Origin of the sequence: Sphingomonas sp. Leaf21, from assembly GCF_916858675.1 — a bacterium.
Classification (GTDB): domain Bacteria; phylum Pseudomonadota; class Alphaproteobacteria; order Sphingomonadales; family Sphingomonadaceae; genus Sphingomonas.
On record NZ_CAKASM010000014.1, the window covers coordinates 34626 to 51695 of the forward strand.

Consider the following 17070-nt stretch of genomic DNA (forward strand, 5'->3'; position numbering starts at 1 on the left):
GCTGTCGTCGTCATGACCCGATTATATCTGTCCGCCCTGCTGCCGCTGGCCATCGCGCTGGCCGGTTGCGGTTCCTCCCAGCCCGAGGCGCAGCCGCCGCTGGCGGGGGCGACGATCGGCGGTCCGTTCCGCCTGACCGCCGCCGATGGCCGGACCGTCACCGATCGCGACTTCGCCGGGCGCTACCGGGTCATGTATTTCGGCTATACCTTCTGCCCCGATGTCTGTCCGACCGACATGCAGGCGATCGGCGCGGGGCTGAAGCTTTTCGAGGCGAGCGATGCGGCCCGGGCGGCGCGGATCGTGCCGATCTTCGTCACCGTCGATCCGGCGCGCGACACGCGCGAGGTGGTGGGCCGCTTCGCCACGACCTTCCATCCGCGCTTCATCGGGCTGACCGGCACCCAGGCACAGATCGACGCGGCGAAGAAGGCCTATGCCGTCTGGTCGCAAAAGGGCGATCCGTCGCCCGGCGGCGGCTATCTGGTGAACCATAGCCGCCAGGTCTATCTGATGGACCCCGATGGCAAGCCGATGGCGCTGGTGCCGACGGACGAAGGGCCCAAGGCGGTCGCCGACACGCTCGCGCAATGGGTGCGCTGATGGAGCGTTTCTGGGAAAAGCCGATCGAAAGCCTCGACCGCGCGCAATGGGAGGCGCTGTGCGATGGCTGCGGCAAATGCTGCATCCACAAGCTGGAGGACGAGGAGACGGGCGAACTGGTCGCGACCAACGTCGCCTGTCGCCTGCTCGACCGGCGCAGCGGGCAATGCTCCAACTATCGCCACCGCCGCGCCTATGTCAGCGAGTGCGTGCGGCTGACCATGGGCAATGTCCGGTCGATCGACTGGCTGCCGACGACCTGCGCCTATCGGCTGCGCGCGGCGAACGAGCCCTTGCCCGAATGGCATTATCTGATCTCGGGCGACCGTGATGCCGTCCACCGCGCCGGGCAGTCGGTACGCGGCTGGACGATCAGCGAGGATGATGCCGGGGATTTCGAGAACCATATCGTGGACCGCATCCTGTGATCGACGAGGTCGTTCGTCACCCGACCGCCAAGACCATCCGCCTCAGCGTCGATCCCGCCACCGGGACGGCGCGATTGATCGTTCCGCGCCGCGCCGGGCTCAAATCCGCACTGGCCTGGGCCGAAGACAAGAAGGACTGGATCGCCGAGCAACGCGCCCGCCTGCCGCAACCGCGCCCCTTCGTTCCCGGCGCGGCGATTCCGTTCGGCGACGCGCTATTGACGCTCGAATGGCGGGAGGGGCGGGCCCGCGTCATCCAGCGCGAGGGGGATCGCCTGTGTGCCTCGGGCCCGATCGAGACGCTCGGCCGCCGGGTCGAGACCTGGCTGAAGCGCCAGGCGCTGGAGGTGCTGGCGCGCGAGACGGCGGAGGTCGCACGGGCGGCGGGGGTGACCGTGACCAAGGTCAGCGTCGCCGATCCCAAGGCGCGCTGGGGGAGCTGCGCCTCGACCGGTGCGATCCGCTATAGTTGGCGACTGATCCTGGCGCCGGATCATGTCCGCCGCGCCACCGTCGCGCACGAGGTCGCGCACCGTGTGCATATGAACCACGCGCCGGTCTTTCACGCGCTGGTCGCCGAGCTGCTGGGCAGCGATCCGGCACCGGCCACCGCATGGCTGCGGCGGCACGGCGCGGGGCTTCACTGGTACGGACGATCGTCCTGACGATCACGCGGTGCGCCGCGCGGCGGGGTGGGGTTGGCCCGGCCATCGCGCGGCGCACCGCCATTGCCGCGCCCGGTCACGCGGTCGATCCATGCCTGATCCAGCCGCTGTTGCGGAACGGGGTTCTGCGCTGGCGCCTGGCCGGAGGGCTGTGACGGCACCGCCGCGCCCGGCGGCAAGGGCTGCTGCAGGGGCACCGGCGCGGCGGGATCGCGACGGGTCGGAATCTCCATCGTCTCGTCACCCTCCTGCGCCTCGCCCGGAAGCGGCTGGGGCAGGGGATTGCCGTCGGCGTCGACCCCGGCGAAGCCATTGTCGGGCTGGCCGAAATAGCTCTCCTCATCGGGTTCGAGCTGCCATTCGGGCAGGGTGACCTGGGTGTCGAACTGCTCGATCGGGCGGTTCGCGGTGGCGATGCGCATATAGTCGGCGAATGCCTTGGCGGGCGCGGTGCCGCCGTGCAGCCCCGCCACCGGCTTGCCGTTGTCGCGGCCCATCCAGACGCCGGTGGTGATCCCGCTGGAGAAGCCCAGGAACCAGCCGTCCTTCGAGCTGCTGGTCGTGCCCGTCTTGCCCGCGACCGGACGACCGATCTGCGCGGCGCGGCCGGTGCCGGTGTTGACCGCGGTCTGGAGCAGGTCGGTCATCTCGGCGGCGACGAAGGGCGCGACCAGCACATGGCTACGATCCACCTCGTGCGTGTAGATGGTCTGGCCGTTGGCGACGACCTTGGTGATGCCATAGGGGGTGACCTTCACCCCCTTGTTGGCGACGCTGGCGAAGGCGCTGGTCATGTCGATCACCCGCACCTCCGACGTGCCCAGCACCATCGAGGGATGGGTGTTGACCGGCGTGGTGATGCCGAAGCGGCGCGCCATGTCGGCGACCGTCTGGAACCCGACCTCCTGGCCCAGCTTCGCCGCCACGGTGTTGAGCGAATAGGCGAAGGCGGTGCGCAGCGAGACGCTGCCCGAATTGCGGCGCGAATCGTTGCGCGGGGACCAGCCGTCGATGGTGACGGGTTCGTCGACCACCTGGTCCTCGGGCTTGTGCCCCGCCTCCAGCGCGGCGAGATAGACGAACAGCTTGAACGCCGAGCCGGGCTGGCGGACCGCCGTCACCGCGCGGTTATAGTTGGTGGAGACGTAATCCTTGCCCCCGACCATCGCCCGTACCGCACCGTCGCGGTCCAGGCTGACCAGCGCGCCCTGCGTGCCCTCTGGCGCGTCGGCGCGGATCGCCGAATCGGCGGCACGCTGCATGGTCAGATCGAGCGTGGTCCACACGTCCAGCGGCGCGCTCTGCTCGTCGATCAGCATGTCAAGCTGGGGCAGCGCCCAGTCGGTGAAATAGCGGACCGAATTCTGCTTGGGTTCGGGCGCGAGCTTCAATCCTTGCGGATCGGCGTCGGCGGCCTGGGCGGCGGTGATGAAGCCGTTTCGCTCCATCTGGTTGATGACCACGCCCGCACGACCCACCGCGGCCTCGGCATCGGCGGTCGGCGAATAGTTGGACGGCGCCTTGACCAGTCCGGCGATCACCGCCGCCTCGGACAGGCTCAGATGATCGGCGCCATGGCCGAAGAATTTGCGGCTCGCGGCGTCGATGCCATAGGCGCCGCCGCCATAATAGACCTTGTTCAGATAGAGTTCGAGGATCTGGTCCTTGGAGAATTTGAGCTCCATCGCCAGCGCCAGGATCGCCTCGCGGATCTTGCGCCCGAACTTCTTTTGATTGTTCAGGAAAATGGTGCGCGTGATCTGCTGGGTGATGGTCGAGCCACCCTGTTTCCAGCGCCCTTTTTCAAGGCGTACCTCGACCGAGCGGGCGATGCCGATCGGATCGACGCCGGGATGCTGGCGGAACCGGCGATCCTCGACCGCGACGGTGGCGTCGCGCATGACGACCGGAATACGGTCATAGGGCAGCCACTCGCCATAGCTCGGCCCGAGCGAGACGATCACCGTGCCGTCGGCGGCATGGACGCGGATCATCTGGCCGTTGGGCGAGGACTTCAATTCCTCGAAGCTCGGCAGCTGCGACTTGGCGACGAACACCGCGACCGCCAGCGCGCCGACGGCCAGCACGGCCAGGCCGATCAGGATCTGAAGGGTTACGACGATCCGGCGCCGCCAGGGAGAGCGGGGCTTGGAGGAGCGGGGCCGGGGTGACCGGGAAGACGACGCGCGAGGCATGGGACGGATCGCGAATTACAGGGCTTTGAACATGACCACAAGCGGGCGATGCCCGAGCGCGGGTTTCGGGGCGATGAACCAAAGATCGCGCAAGCAGCGCAAAGTTGTTAATTTTTTAGAGGGGATGCGCTAGTAAAGGAGCAACGCCTACTTCCGTCTGGGGGCGTAAGTGGCGGAAAGGACAGGGATGGAACAGGTCGAACAGCAGCAAAGCGCGTCGGCGGAACGTCGGACGGGCCAGCGGCATTCGGCGGTCCTCCTGCTGGGCAAGGTCTGCGGCGACGCGCCCGGCGTCTGCCTCGTCCATAATATTTCGAGCAGCGGCCTGATGGCGCGATTCGTCGCGGTCCCGACAGTCGGCGACGCCATCTGTATCGAGGTGCGCGGCCTGCCGCCCATTCCCGGCACCGTGCGCTGGGTGCGTGGCCAGAAGGCCGGCGTGCAGTTCGACACGCTGCAACCCTATGAGCGCATCTTCTCGTCGGAGAATGAGGACGGCACGATCCCGCGCCCGCCACGCTTCCCGGTGACGCTGTCGGCGGAGGTGCGGCTGGGAGACCGGAAGTTCCCCAGCGAGCTGCTCGACGTCTCGGCGGGGGGCGCCAAGCTGCGCGGCGACGACACGGTCCGGCCGGGCCTGACCGGGCATGTCGTCATCCGGCCGATGAACACGTCGCTGTTCGGCACGATCTGCTGGGTGAAGGACGGCCGGTTCGGCTTCCGCTTCGTTTCCCCCCTGCCGCTCGACACCCTCGCCGCGATCGTCGCGGCGCGGTGATCTGTCACCACCCTCGCCCCCGGACAGGGGAGAGGGTTGGCGGAGCTTGCCAACTCGCTGGCTAGCATAGCCTGGGTGAGGGGTTGGGCGAGCCGAAGGCTCGCGCGCTCGCTCAGCGAGCGCAGCACCCTTCACCCAGCTCCGACTGGGCCTTTGCTACGCAAAGACCAAGTCTGCGCAACCCTCTCCCCCTCGAAGAGGGGCGAGGGGGTGAAGGATCTCGAAATGACGGTTTGCCCGCGCCCTCGCCGGGACCATCGCTGGCTGGGCCAGTGTCCCTTGTCAGCGATGTCCGAAAATATCTGGTGCGGTCGAGAAGACTCGAACTTCCACGGCCTTTCGGCCACAACGACCTCAACGTTGCGCGTCTACCAATTCCGCCACGACCGCACTCGATAGTCACCACCGGCAAGCCGGAGGGCTGGTAGGCGGGTGCCCCTAGCAAAGCGATCCGGGCAGCGCAATGCCTTTCGTGAGCATCGTCCGTCATCACCGGGCGAATGGCTATCCCGGGCCGGGCATCCCGCCTAGGAGGAGCGCATGACGTCCCATCTTCGCCCCGACCGGGCCGAGACGCGCCGACTGCTCGGGCTTGCCTGGCCGGTGGTGCTGACCGGCCTCAACTGGACCATCCTGCACGTCACCGATGTCGTCGTGGTGGGCCGTGTCGGCGAGCATGAGGTCGCCGCGCTCTCCGCCAGTCGATCGCTGACCTATGTCGCGATCGTCACCGGCCTGTCCTGGCTGTCGGGCGTGCTCGTCCGCGCCGCGCGCGCCGATGGGGCGGGGGACCTGCCCGAAACGGGGCAGGCGCTGCGCGACGGGCTGGTCCTGGGGGCGATGCTGGGGGTCGCGGCGATGCTGATCCTGGGGCTGGGCGGCGCGTTCCTGTTGCGCGCGATCGGGGTGACCCCGTCGTTGGTCGAGCCGGGCGCGCGCGTGGTCGCGGTGATGGCGCTGGGCTATCCCTTCCAGCTCGTGCTCGTCGCCGCCAGCTTCTTCCTGGAGGGGATCAGCCGCCCGCGACGGGTGACGATGGTCAACCTGTCGATCCTGCCGATCAACGCGTTGCTTGCATGGGGGCTGGCTGGCGGCGAGATGGGGCTTCCCGCGCTGGGGGCGGTGGGTGCCGCCTGGGCCACCGTCATCGCCTCGGCGCTAGGCGCGGTGGCGATGGTGGCGAGCGCGACGACATTGCCGCGCGGCGGATTGCGCGGCGTGCGGCGGCTCGACCGCGCCGCCTGGAAGCCGACTCTGGCCGGTGCCTGGGGCCTGGCGCGATTCGGGCTGGTCCCCGCCATCGCTTCGGGGCTGGAGCTGGCGGGGTTTGCGATCCTGATCGCGCTGTCGACCCGGCTGGGCGATGCGACCGCGCATGGTTTCCAGATCGTCTTCTCGATCCACAACGTCACCTTCGCACTGGCGCTGGGCCTGGGCTCGGCGGCGGGGGTGCGCGCGGGCAACGCGGTGGGCGAGGGCATGGCGAGCGCCGCCGTGCCGCGCACGCTGCTGGCGGTCGCGCTCGCCGCGCTGGCGATGGGGACGTGCAGCCTCGTGCTTCTCGCCGGGGCCGGGCCGGTAGTCCGGCTGTTCCCCGCCCAGCCCGAAGCGCATGTGGCTGCGGTCGCGATGCTGATGATCTGGCTGCCCTTCATCCTGTTCGACGGGGTGCAGGTGGTGCTGGTCTATGCCTTGCGCTCGCTGGGCGATCAGGTCGCGGCGGGGATCAACAGCATCATCGCCTATTTCGTCGTCACCGGCGGCGCGGGCTGGTGGCTGGTCGAGCAGGGATGGGGCGCGCAGGGGCTCGCCATGGCCTCGGGCGCGGGGATGCTCGTCGCCGCGCTGCTCCACGGTGCGCGGTTCGGGATCGTCGCGCGGCGGCTGCGGGGGTAGCGTGGCCTTCGACGTGAACGGAGCGAGAGGGGCCTGGCGGGATTTCCCCGCCCCTGTCCGTCAGTTCCCGCCGCCCTCGCCCGCGAAGCTCAGGTCCAGCCGCTTGGAGCTGGGCGGCACGTCGAGCTTGGCCGAGTTGAAATCGATCGACGCGCCGGGGCCCAGCGTCCGTTGCTGCGGCGCGATCGCCCAGGAGAAGACGACGCGGCCCTGGGCATCCTTCAGCTCGGCGCGAAGGTCGGGCACGCGCTGCTGATTCGAGGAGGGATTGATGATCTGGCCCGAAATGGCGAACAGTTCCGACCCGTTCTCCAGCTCGCGCCGCTCGATCGGGTTGGAGCGGAGTTCGAGCGCGGACTCGGTGCTGCCCAGGCCGAGCCAGCCGCCGATCCCCGGCATACCCGTCCACAGGATCGCCGCCGTCGCGATCAGCATCAACAGCCCCGCCGCGACCGCGCCGATCGTCCAGCGACGCACCGGGTTGCGACGCGCGCGAAAGGGAGCGCGGTGGGCGAAGGCGTCGAACCCGGCCTGGTCCTGCGACAGGATCGGCGGGGCGGGGGGCGGCACGATGACCGGCGGCGGGGCCGACGCCTCGACCCCGCCGTCCGGCGACGCGCCGTCGGGGGCGGCCATCGCCACCGGCGGCAACGGCAATTCGGGTTCGGGCGGGGACTGGAACCAGCTGTGGCGGCAATTGGCGCAGCGCACGGTCCGACCCTCTGGCCCGATCGCGCTGTCGGGCACCAGATAGCGGGTGCGGCACTCGGGGCATTCGAGGATCATGCGGGCGGGCACTTCAACGGACAGGACGGAGCGGCGGACGGACGGGCCATCGGCTTCATGTCCCCCCACAGGTCCAGTAAGCACGCCGCCCATATGCGTGGCAAGCTTGAAGCGCGGGGCGGGCCATGCCAAGGCCCTGCAAGCATGGCGAACATCGTCCAGTTCGAAAATGTCGGCCTGCGCTACGGCGCGGGCGAGGAAACCCTGTGCGACGTCAGCTTTACGCTGCGCTCGGGGCAATTCTATTTCCTGACCGGGGCCAGTGGCGCGGGCAAGACGTCGCTGCTGCGCCTTTTATATCTGTCGCAGCGTCCCAGTCGGGGAATCATCCGGCTATTTGGTGAGGATGCGGTGATCCTGCCGCGCGACCGCCTGCCCGGATTCCGGCGGAGGATCGGGGTGGTGTTCCAGGATTTCCGCCTGATCCCGCATCTGTCGGCGGCGGACAACATGGCGCTGCCGCTGCGTGTCGCCGGGATGGCCGAATCGGAGATCGCACGGGCGGTGCGCGAGATGCTGGCGTGGATCGGCCTGTCCGAGCGCGCAGGCGCGCGGCCCGCGACGCTGTCGGGCGGCGAGCAACAGCGGGTGGCGATCGCCCGCGCGGTGATCGCGCGCCCCGAACTGCTGGTCGCCGACGAGCCGACCGGCAATGTCGATCCGGTGATGGCGGAGCGGCTGCTCCATCTCTTCCAGTCGCTCCACCGGCTGGGTACGACGGTGGTGATGGCGACGCATGACTGGCATCTGATCGACCGGGTGCCCGGCGCGTACCATTTGCACCTCGACCATGGGCGGCTGGTCGATCCCGATCTGCCCGATCCCACCCTGCCCCCCGCGTCGGCGCCGATGGAGCCGCGTCCCTCGACCATCGTGCGGAGCGGGCTGTGACGCGGGGGGGCAAGCCACGCGCGACGGGAGCGGAGGCGCGGGCGCTCGACGATGTCGGTGGCGCGCACGTCATGAGCTGGGTGATCGCGATCATGCTGTTCCTGACGCTGTTGGCGGGCGCGGCGGGACTGGGCACGGCGCGCGCGGCGGGGGCGCTCGATCGGCAGATGGCGGGGCGGCTGACCGTCCAGATCGTCGAGGGCGAGGCGCAGCGCCGCGACGCGGCGGCGGCGCGCGTGCTGGCGGTGCTGCGCGGCCTGCCCGACGTCGCCCGCGCGACCCCGGTGCCGCAGGCCGATCTCGCGCGCATGTTGCAACCCTGGCTGGGCGCGGATGCGGCCGCCGCCGGGCTGCCGGTGCCCGCGCTGATCGACGTCGACCTGAAGACCGACGAAGCGGCCACCGTCGCGCGCGTCGGCGCGGCGGTGGCGCGTGCCAGCCCGGCGGCGCGCGTCGATGCACATGCGACCTGGCTGGGTCCGGTCGGGCGGCTGCTCGACACCGCCGCCTGGCTGGCGGGGGCGATCATCCTGCTGATGCTGGGGGCGACGACGGCGGTGGTCATGCTGGCGGCGCGCGCCGGGCTGGAGGCGCACCGCGCGACGATCGAGGTCATCCACATGCTGGGCGCCACCGACCGGCAGGTCGCCCGGCTGTTCCAGCGGCGGATCGCGCTCGATGCCGGTATCGGCGCGGCGGGCGGCAGCCTGGTCGCGGGCGTCCTGATCGCATTCGTCGCGCGACAGGTCGGCGCCCTCGATTCGGAATTGCTGAGCGGGATGCAATTGGGGGCGGGGGATGTCGCGCTGATGATCGCGCTGCCCTTCGCCTTCGTCGCGCTGGCCGTGGTCGCGGCGCGACTGGCGGTGCTCGCGCAGATGCGGCGGATGCTCTGATGCTGCGGCTGTTCGGCCTGGTCGCGCTCGTCTGGAGCCTGGGGTTCGCGGCGTTCATGCTGACCCTGCCGCATCCGCTGGAGCACAATACCACCGATGCGATCGTGGTCCCGACCGGCGGACCGGGGCGGATCGATCGCGGCATCGCCCTGCTCCAGGCGCATCAGGCCAAGCGGATGCTGGTCACCGGCGTCGCGCCGGGCGTACGGCCGATCGACCTGGCGCGAACCTACAGGACGTCGCCCAAGCTGTTCGCCTGTTGCATCGACCTGGGCGCGGAGGCGGTCGACACCCGCTCCAACGCCGAGGAGACGGCCAATTGGGTACGGCAGCACGGCTATCGCACCGTGCGGCTGGTCACCTCCGACTGGCATCTGCCGCGCGCGCGCATGGAACTGACCGCCGCATTGGGACGCGACGTGCTGGTGCTGGGCGACGGGGTTCCGTCCGACCCGCGGATCGGGACGCTGGTCAACGAATATAACAAGCTGATCCTGCGCCGGATCGCGCTTTGGACGGGAGTGGGGGCGTGATCCTGTTTCGCAACATCATGTTCGTGGCGATCTTCTATCCGGTGTCGGCGGTGATGGCGCTGCTGTCGCCGCTGATCGCGGTCGGGGGGCGGCGCGCGGTGGTCCATTGGGCGACGAGCTGGACGCGCTTCCACCGGATCTGCACCCGCTGGATCCTGGGCATCCGCGTCCGGGTCGAAGGGACGCGGCCGACGACGCCCGCGCTTTACCCCGCCAAGCATCAGGCGATGTTCGAGACGATGGAGCTGCAACGCATCCTGGGCGCTCCCGCCATGGTGCTGAAGCGTGAACTGGCCAACATCCCGCTCTGGGGCTGGGCGGTGCGCAAATATGGCGCGATCGTCGTCGACCGTTCGGCGTCGGCGAAGGCTATGCGCGGGATGATGCGCGATGCCCAGGTCGCGGTGAAACAGGGCCGCGCGATCATGATCTTTCCCGAAGGCACGCGGGTCAAACCCGGCGAGATGCCGCCGCTGAAGCCCGGCTTCGCGGGGCTTTATCGGATGCTGAACCTGCCGGTGGTGCCGGTCGCGACCGATTCGGGGCTGGTCTGGCCGCGAAAGGGCCTGAAGCGGCCGGGGGTGGTCACGCTTCGCTTCGGCGAGGTGATCCCGCCGGGCCTGCCGCGCGCGGAGGCGGAGGCGCGGGTTCACGCCGCGATGAATGCGCTGGAGCAAAATCCTCCCCTGTAAGGGGAGGGGGACCGCCGCGAAGCGGTGGTGGAGGGGGTGTGCCGCTGGGGACGTCGCCTGTGGCGCTGCCCCTCCACCACCCGGCTGCGCCAGGCGGTCCCCCTCCCCAAGCCTAGCTTGGAAAGGATTCTATCAGCCTTCGTGACTCCGTCCGAAATCCTCGCGCGCGTCGTCCTGGCCCTGGTCGATGATCGAGCGGCGGATGGTGCGGGTGCGGCTGAACAGGTCGAACAGCTCGTCGCCCTTGCCCCAGCGGATTGCGCGTTGAAGCTGGCTCAGATCCTCCGAGAATCGCTGGAGCATCTCCAGTACCGCCTCGCGATTGGTCAGGAACACGTCGCGCCACATGGTCGGGTCGGATGCGGCGATGCGGGTGAAGTCGCGAAAGCCACCGGCCGAATATTTGATGACCTCGGACTGGGTCACCTCCTCCAGGTCGCTCGCGGTGCCGACGATGGTATAGGCGATCAGGTGGGGCAGATGGCTGGTGACGGCGAGCACGCGGTCGTGATGGTCGGGCGCCATCAACTCGACGTCGGCGCCCAGCCGTCGCCAGAACTCGGCCACCCGCTCCACGCCGAGCGCGTCCGCGCCCTCGGGCGGGGTGACGATGCACCAGCGCTTCTGGAACAGCGTGGCGAAGCCCGCTTCCGGCCCGCTGCGCTCGGTGCCAGCGACGGGGTGGGCGGGGATGATCGTTGCGCCCGGCAGCGCCTCGGTCAGCGCGGCGAGCACGGCGGCCTTGCAACTGCCCACGTCGGAAACGATGGCGTCCTCGGGCAGGTCGTCGGCGAACTCGGCCGCGACCGCACCCATCGCGCCGACGGGCACGCACAGGATCACGAAGTCGGCATCGATCACGCTCGCGCCCGCCGTGTCCGCGACATCGTCGGCCAGGTCGAGCGCGCGTACCGTCTCGCGCACCTGCGGGTCGGCGTCGTAAGCGGTGATGCGCGCGGTCGGCATCGCCTTGCGCGTCGCCCGCGCGACCGAAGAGCCGATCAGGCCGAGCCCGATAATCGTGATCCGCGCGAAAGGCAGCATTACGCGGCGTCTACCATCGCACGCAGCGCCGCCACGACGCCCCTCACTTCAACCTCGGTGCCGATCGTGATGCGCAGGCCATGGCCCAGCCCCTGGCTCGGCAGCCAGCGGACGATATATCCGGCGTCCATCAGCCCGTGATAGGCGCGCTCGGCGGTCAGTGCGCCCTCGAACAGCACCAGCGAGAAATTGGCCTTGGACGGCACGCAGCGCAGCCCCGCATTGCCGAGACCCGCAACCTGTTCCTCGAACCAGCCGAGCCATTGCGCATTATGCGCGCGCGACGCCGCGACGAAGGCGCGGTCGCGGATCGCCTCGATCGCGGCGTTCTGCCCGGCGATCGTGACGTTGAACGGCGCGCGGATTCGGTGCAGCGCGTCGATGATCGGCGCGGCGGCATAGCCCCAGCCGATCCGCTCGGCGGCGAGGCCATGGATCTTGGAGAAGGTGCGCGACACCAGCACGTTCGATGCGGACTCGGCCAGTGCCAGTCCGCCGTCATCCTCGCCTTGCTCCAGATATTCGGCATAGGCCTGGTCGAGGACCAGCAGGACATGCGGCGGCAGCCCGGCATGGAGCCGCGCGATCTCGCCCGCGCCCGCATAGGTGCCGGTGGGATTGTTGGGGTTCGCGACGAAGACGACCTTCGTCTTCCCGGTCACCGCCGCCAGGATCGCGTCGACATCGGTGGCATAGTCGTGATCGGCGACCACCACCGGCTCTGCGCCGACGCGCCGCGTGGCGATCTCATAGACCGCGAAGCCATAGCGGACATGGATGATCTCGTCCCCCGGCCCGGCGAACGCGCCCGCCGCCAGATGGAGGATTTCGTCCGAGCCCGTGCCATAGATGATCCGCGCCGGGTCGAGCCCATGCACCTCGCCGATGGCGTGGCGCAATTCCGTCGCCCCCGCATCGGGGTAGCGTTCCAGCCTGGCGGCGGCGGCGGCGAAGGCGGCGCGCGCCTTCTCGCTCGTCCCCAGCGGATTCTCGTTGGACGACAGCTTGGCGACCTTGCGCCCGTCATCGGTCGTCGCGCGGCCGGGGACATAGGGCGCGATGGCCTTGACCCAGGAGATCGGTTCGGGGGCTTTGAGCTCGGTCATGCGACCCGCCATAGCGGCCTCGCCCTTGCGTTGCCAAGCATCGCGGCCTAGCTGATATCGCTCCATGGCCGCTTCCGTTTCCGCTTTATCCCACAGCGACGACCAGCGTTTCGGTCTGTCGCGGCATGTCGTGCTGCCGGGGCCGCTCCGGCTCGACGGCGGCGGGCTCCTGTCCCCGGTCGAGATCGGGTATGAGACCTATGGCACGCTGAACGCCGATGGCTCCAACGCGATCCTGATCTGCCACGCGCTGACCGGCGACCAGCATGTCGCCTCGCCCCATCCGCGCACCGGCAAACCCGGCTGGTGGACGCGGCTGGTGGGAGAGGGCAAGCCGATCGACCCGACGCGGCATTTCATCATCTGTTCGAACGTCATCGGCAGCTGCATGGGATCGTCGGGCCCGGCGACCATCGACCCCTCCACGTCCGAGCCCTGGGGCATGCGCTTCCCGGTCATCACCATCCGCGACATGGTGCGGGCGCAAGCGATGCTGCTCGACCATCTGGGCGTCGGCCAGTTGAAGGCGGTGGTCGGCGGGTCGATGGGGGGGATGCAGGCGCTGAGCTGGGCCGCCACCTTCCCCGAGCGGGTGCGCGCCTGCGTCATGGTCGCCTCGACCGCGCGGCATTCGGCGCAGAACATCGCCTTTCACGAGGTCGGGCGGCAGGCGATCATGGCCGATCCGAAATGGCGGAGCGGGGCCTATTACGAGGCGAACGATCCACCTGCGGCGGGCCTGGCGGTGGCGCGGATGGCGGCGCACATCACCTATCTGTCCGAGGCGGGGCTGACCGAGAAGTTCGGGCGGCGGCTGCAAGCCCGGCCCGACCGGCCGGACGGGGCCAAGAGCTTCGGCTTCGACGCCGATTTCCAGGTGGAGAGCTATCTCCGCCATCAGGGATTGAGCTTCGTCGACCGGTTCGACGCCAACTCCTATCTCTACATCACCCGCGCGCTCGACTATTTCGACCTGGCCGAGGAGCATGGCGGACTGCTCGCCAACGCGTTCCGGGGGACCAGCACGCGCTTCTGCCTGGTCAGCTTCGACACCGACTGGCTCTATCCCACGTCCGAGTCGCGCGCCGTGGTTCAGGCGCTGAACGCGGCGGGTGCGGCGGCGAGCTTCGTCGAACTGTCGAGCCCCTATGGTCACGACGCCTTCCTGCTCGAGGCGCCGGAGATGAACCGGGTGATCGACGGTTTCCTGCGGGCCGAGCCATGAGCGAGACACTGCGTCCCGATCTGGCGATCATCGCCGCGCATGTCGCGCCGGGTGCGCGGGTGCTCGACATCGGCTGCGGCGACGGACAGTTGATGGCCGCGCTGCGGGACGAGGCGGGCGTGGACGCGCGCGGGCTGGAGATCGATCCCGCCAATGTCGCCTCGGCCGTCGCGCGCGGGCTGGCGGTGGTGCAGGGCGACGCGGATGTCGACCTGGCGGGCTATCCCGACAAGGGGTTCGACTATGCGATCCTGAGCCAGACGTTGCAGACCGCGCGCGCGCCCGACCAGGTGCTCGACCACCTGCTCCGCATCGGGAGCCGCGCCTTCGTCTCCTTCCCCAATTTCGCGCATTGGCGGGTGCGGCTGTCGCTCCTGTGGGGCGGGCGGATGCCGGTGACGCCGCTGCTGCCCGAACAATGGTATGACACGCCCAACATCCACCATGTGACGATCGACGATTTCCGCGCCTTCGTCCGCCAGCGGCGGATCACGGTCGAGGGCAGCTGGTTCCTGTCGCGCGGCCGCCCGACCAGCGCGGCGGCGGCGAATTTCCGGGCCGAACATGCGGTATTTCTATTACGTCGTTGAAACGACTACAGCAGCGGAACTTTATCTCGATCAAGATTGTTGAGCGGGAAAGTGACGGGAATTTGACATGAGCCAAACCGCCCTGATCGTGGAAGACGAGATATTCGTGGCCCTCGATCTGGAGCGCATTCTGACCGATGCAGGCTATAATGTGGCTGGCATAGCGGCAGATAGCCGCACCGCTTATGAATCCGCTCCGGGCTGCTCCTTCGCCTTTGTCGACGTCAACCTGCGTGACGGCGCGACGGGGCCCGACATCGCGCGGCGGCTGGTCGAGGAATATGGCCTGAAGATCGTCTTCGTCACCGCGAACCCGTCACAGATCGCGACCGATATCCAGGCATTGGGCTATATCCGCAAACCGTTCAGCGAACGGGCGATCCTGGCGGCGGCGGCGATGGCGACGGGCGAACTGACCGCCGACATTCCCGAAGAGCTGATGCCGTTGAAGCTTACGATCGGGAACTGATCGGCCAGCTCGCTCCGCCAGACCGCGGAGCCTTCCCGATCACCGGCACGGGCCGGTCCCCGCCGGGCGGCTGAACGCGGCCAGCGGCACGTCGATCGACACGACCAGACCCTCCGAGCGCCATTCGCGTGCGACGGTGCCGCCCAACTGCCGCACGGCGGACAGCTCGACCAGCTGCGATCCGAACCCGGTCTGGGCGGGCGGCGCGGACAACAGGGGGCCGCCCCGTTCCTGCCAGCATAGCGAGACCATCGCGTCGCGTCGTTCCACCGTCAGGTCGACATGGCCGGTCATCACCGACAGCGCGCCATATTTGGACGCGTTGGTCGCCAGTTCGTGGAAGAGCAGCGCCAGCGGAGTCGCCGACCGGTCGTCCACCGGCACGTCGTCGCCCGCCAGCCGGATCCGCGTATCGTCATCGTCGCGATAGGGCTCGAACAGATCGCCGAGCAGACCGTGCAGCGAGTCCTGCCGTGCCTTGGGGCGCGACTGCGCACTGTGCGGACGGACGAAGTCGTGCGCGCGGCCCAGCGCCGTGATCCGGTCGCGCAGGTCGCTGGCGATCCCCGCAAAGCCCGGATGGCTGCGCGCCGCGAACGCGATCAGGCCGGAGATCACCGCGAAGATGTTCTTGATCCGGTGGCTCAGCTCCTGGCTGACGATCTCGCGTTCCTCGAGCGCCAGCTTCTGTTCGTGGATATCGGTGCAGGTGCCGAACCAGCGAATGATCTGCCCCTCGCCGTCGCGGATGGGCAGCGCCCGTCCGAGAACCCAGCGATAGGTGCCGTCGCGGTGGCGCAACCGATATTCGATCTGGTAGGGTTCGCCGGTCTTCAGGCTGTGTCGCCAGCGCGCCCATGCGCGTTCTTGGTCGTCCTTGTGGAACATGCCGTTCCAGCCTTCGCCATCGGTCGACCCATCGGACATGCCGGTGAATTCGTACCAGCGCGCATTGTAATAGTCGTGGAAGCCGTCGGGCAGCGTCGACCAGACCATTTGCGGCATCGTATCGGCAAGCGTGCGGAAGCGTTGCTCGCTGTCGGCCACGCGGGCTTCGGACGCCTCGACCGTCGCCTCATGCTCGCGCTGTGCCCTGCGGTCCTGCAACCGGCCCATCACCGCGGTGGCGAGGATTTCGAGCCCGCGCTGCTGGAACGGGGTCAGCCCCTCCGGCCGGGGCTCCGGCGAGATCACGCAGATCGCTCCGAGCGGTACGCCTTCATGCGAGAGGAGCCGCGCCCCGGCATAGAAGCGGATATGGGGTGGGCCGGTGACCAGCGAGAAATCGGCGAAGCGCGGATCGGTCCGCGCGTCGGGCACGATCATCGTCGCCTCGCGTCCCACCATCGCATGTGCGCAGAACGACGTATCGCGTGGCGACTGGTCGGCATCGAGGCCGATCGCGGCCAGGAAACGCTGCGTCTCCTCCTCGACCAGGCTGACCAGCGCGACGGGCGTCTGGCACAGTTCCGCCGCGAACGCCGCCAGATCGTCAAGGCATCCGCTCTCGCGATAGCCCGCCAGGTCGTAGGCCCGGATCAGCGCCGCGCGCCGTTCCTCGCTCATGGGTGATGGGTCGAGCATGTCCGTATTCCCATCCCCATGAGCCTGAATCAGGCCTGTTATTTCGTCCTTCCGGTCCATCCTCTCACCGTGGCAGCCATTCCCCGATCAGAAGGGGACGTCGTCATCCAGATCATCGGCGAAGCCGCCGCCCTGTCCGAACCCGCCACGATTGCCGCCGTTCCCGCCGCTCGTCGAAGAACCGCCGCGACTGCCAGCGCCCGACGATCCGCCGCCATAGCCGCTCGACCCGCCACCGAAGTCGCCGCCACCGAAATCGTCGCCGCCGCCGAAGTCACCGCCGCCACGGCCACCGCCGCCGCCGCCCTGGCCGCCACCGGGGCCATCGAGCATGGTCAGCACCGAGTTGAAGCCCTGCAGCGTGACCTCGGTCGAGTAACGGTCGTTACCCTGCTGGTCCTGCCATTTGCGGGTGGTCAGCGCACCCTCGATATAGACCTTGGAGCCCTTGCGCAGGAAGCGCTCGGCGACGTTGGCCAGGCCTTCGTTGAAGATCTTGACCGTGTGCCATTCGGTCTTTTCCTTGCGCTCGCCGCTGTTGCGGTCCTTCCACGATTCCGACGTGGCGATGCGCAGTTCGACCACCTTGCCGCCATTCTGGAAGGAGCGGCTCTCGGGATCGCGTCCCAGATTGCCGACGAGAATCACCTTGTTGACGCTGCCCGCCATATATCCGTCCCGTGCTTGTT

At 68.8% G+C, this 17070-nt stretch carries 18 protein-coding genes and 1 tRNA gene; 12 read left to right on the top strand and 7 right to left on the bottom strand.

Translation table 11 applies throughout. The annotated features are described in order from the left end of the window. The first annotated feature begins 12 nt into the window (after nt 1–12). The 3 genes from LRP66_RS11915 to LRP66_RS11925 are packed head-to-tail and all read left to right on the top strand — an operon-like array spanning nt 13 to nt 1696. On the top strand, nt 13–603 hold the full coding sequence (locus LRP66_RS11915; RefSeq protein WP_230482815.1) for an SCO family protein: 591 nt from the start codon (nt 13–15) through the stop codon (nt 601–603). Beyond that, on the top strand, nt 603–1031 hold the full coding sequence (locus LRP66_RS11920; RefSeq protein ID WP_230482816.1) for a YcgN family cysteine cluster protein: 429 nt from the start codon (nt 603–605) through the stop codon (nt 1029–1031). The genes LRP66_RS11915 and LRP66_RS11920 overlap by 1 nt, the downstream gene beginning before the upstream one ends. Next, on the top strand, nt 1028–1696 hold the full coding sequence (locus tag LRP66_RS11925; protein ID WP_230482817.1) for a M48 family metallopeptidase: 669 nt from the start codon (nt 1028–1030) through the stop codon (nt 1694–1696). Before LRP66_RS11920 ends, LRP66_RS11925 begins: the two co-directional genes overlap by 4 nt. On the opposite strand, the gene LRP66_RS11930 is transcribed toward LRP66_RS11925, so the two are convergent. Further along, entirely contained in the window at nt 1672–3891 is a 2220-nt protein-coding gene (locus LRP66_RS11930; protein ID WP_230482818.1) for a transglycosylase domain-containing protein, read from the bottom strand. The genes LRP66_RS11925 and LRP66_RS11930 overlap by 25 nt on opposite strands. Nucleotides 3892–4078: 187 nt before the next feature. On the opposite strand from LRP66_RS11930, the gene LRP66_RS11935 reads away from it, so the two are divergent. Beyond that, a complete protein-coding gene (locus LRP66_RS11935; protein ID WP_230482819.1) occupies nt 4079–4669 on the top strand; it encodes a PilZ domain-containing protein in 591 nt (196 codons plus the stop codon). Nucleotides 4670–4972: 303 nt separating this feature from the next. Here LRP66_RS11935 and LRP66_RS11940 read toward each other — a convergent pair. After that, a tRNA-Leu gene (locus LRP66_RS11940) sits at nt 4973–5059 on the bottom strand. A 150-nt stretch (nt 5060–5209) separates the two neighbouring features. Here LRP66_RS11940 and LRP66_RS11945 point away from each other — a divergent pair. Continuing rightward, nucleotides 5210–6565 (top strand): MATE family efflux transporter, encoded by a 1356-nt coding sequence (locus LRP66_RS11945; protein ID WP_230482820.1) that lies wholly within the window; start codon nt 5210–5212, stop codon nt 6563–6565. A 60-nt stretch (nt 6566–6625) separates the two neighbouring features. Here LRP66_RS11945 and LRP66_RS11950 read toward each other — a convergent pair whose 3' ends face one another. Then, nucleotides 6626–7351: a zinc-ribbon domain-containing protein gene (locus LRP66_RS11950; RefSeq protein ID WP_230482821.1), complete on the bottom strand. Its 726-nt coding sequence runs from the start codon at nt 7349–7351 to the stop codon at nt 6626–6628. A gap of 144 nt (nt 7352–7495) precedes the next feature. Between LRP66_RS11950 and ftsE the strand changes: the two genes are divergently transcribed. The 4 genes from ftsE to LRP66_RS11970 are packed head-to-tail and all read left to right on the top strand — an operon-like array spanning nt 7496 to nt 10363. Then, nucleotides 7496–8242 carry a cell division ATP-binding protein FtsE gene (ftsE, locus tag LRP66_RS11955; protein WP_230482822.1) on the top strand — a complete coding sequence of 249 codons (747 nt, stop codon included), beginning with the start codon at nt 7496–7498 and terminating at the stop codon, nt 8240–8242. Beyond that, entirely contained in the window at nt 8239–9138 is a 900-nt protein-coding gene (locus LRP66_RS11960) for a cell division protein FtsX (RefSeq protein WP_230482823.1), read from the top strand. Before ftsE ends, LRP66_RS11960 begins: the two co-directional genes overlap by 4 nt. Further along, nucleotides 9135–9671, top strand: a complete 537-nt coding sequence (locus LRP66_RS11965; RefSeq protein ID WP_230482863.1) for a YdcF family protein — start codon at nt 9135–9137, stop codon at nt 9669–9671. The genes LRP66_RS11960 and LRP66_RS11965 overlap by 4 nt, the downstream gene beginning before the upstream one ends. Continuing rightward, nucleotides 9668–10363, top strand: a complete 696-nt coding sequence (locus tag LRP66_RS11970) for a lysophospholipid acyltransferase family protein (RefSeq protein ID WP_230482824.1) — start codon at nt 9668–9670, stop codon at nt 10361–10363. Before LRP66_RS11965 ends, LRP66_RS11970 begins: the two co-directional genes overlap by 4 nt. Before the next feature lie 132 nt (nt 10364–10495). On the opposite strand, the gene LRP66_RS11975 is transcribed toward LRP66_RS11970, so the two are convergent. Beyond that, nucleotides 10496–11407 carry a prephenate/arogenate dehydrogenase family protein gene (locus LRP66_RS11975; RefSeq protein ID WP_230482825.1) on the bottom strand — a complete coding sequence of 304 codons (912 nt, stop codon included), beginning with the start codon at nt 11405–11407 and terminating at the stop codon, nt 10496–10498. After that, the gene (gene hisC, locus LRP66_RS11980) at nt 11407–12513 is read right to left on the bottom strand and encodes a histidinol-phosphate transaminase (RefSeq protein WP_230482826.1); all 1107 of its coding nucleotides are present in this window, start codon (nt 12511–12513) and stop codon (nt 11407–11409) included. The genes LRP66_RS11975 and hisC overlap by 1 nt, the downstream gene beginning before the upstream one ends. Nucleotides 12514–12577: 64 nt before the next feature. Here hisC and metX point away from each other — a divergent pair, with 64 nt between their 5' ends. The 3 genes from metX (at nt 12578) to LRP66_RS11995 (ending at nt 14797) form a co-directional block, all read left to right on the top strand. Further along, on the top strand, nt 12578–13738 hold the full coding sequence (gene metX, locus LRP66_RS11985) for a homoserine O-acetyltransferase MetX (protein WP_230482827.1): 1161 nt from the start codon (nt 12578–12580) through the stop codon (nt 13736–13738). Beyond that, complete coding sequence (gene metW, locus LRP66_RS11990) at nt 13735–14328, top strand: methionine biosynthesis protein MetW (RefSeq protein WP_230482828.1); 594 nt, start codon at nt 13735–13737, stop codon at nt 14326–14328. The genes metX and metW overlap by 4 nt, the downstream gene beginning before the upstream one ends. Before the next feature lie 67 nt (nt 14329–14395). Beyond that, nucleotides 14396–14797: a response regulator gene (locus LRP66_RS11995; protein WP_230482829.1), complete on the top strand. Its 402-nt coding sequence runs from the start codon at nt 14396–14398 to the stop codon at nt 14795–14797. 39 nt (nt 14798–14836) lie between these two features. Here the strand turns inward: LRP66_RS11995 and LRP66_RS12000 are convergent, their stop codons facing one another. Together LRP66_RS12000 and ssb are read right to left on the bottom strand one after the other, a co-directional pair. Further along, on the bottom strand, nt 14837–16381 hold the full coding sequence (locus tag LRP66_RS12000; protein WP_230482830.1) for a sensor histidine kinase: 1545 nt from the start codon (nt 16379–16381) through the stop codon (nt 14837–14839). Nucleotides 16382–16468: 87 nt separating this feature from the next. Beyond that, on the bottom strand, nt 16469–17050 hold the full coding sequence (gene ssb / locus LRP66_RS12005; protein ID WP_230482831.1) for a single-stranded DNA-binding protein: 582 nt from the start codon (nt 17048–17050) through the stop codon (nt 16469–16471). Nucleotides 17051–17070 lie beyond the last annotated feature (20 nt).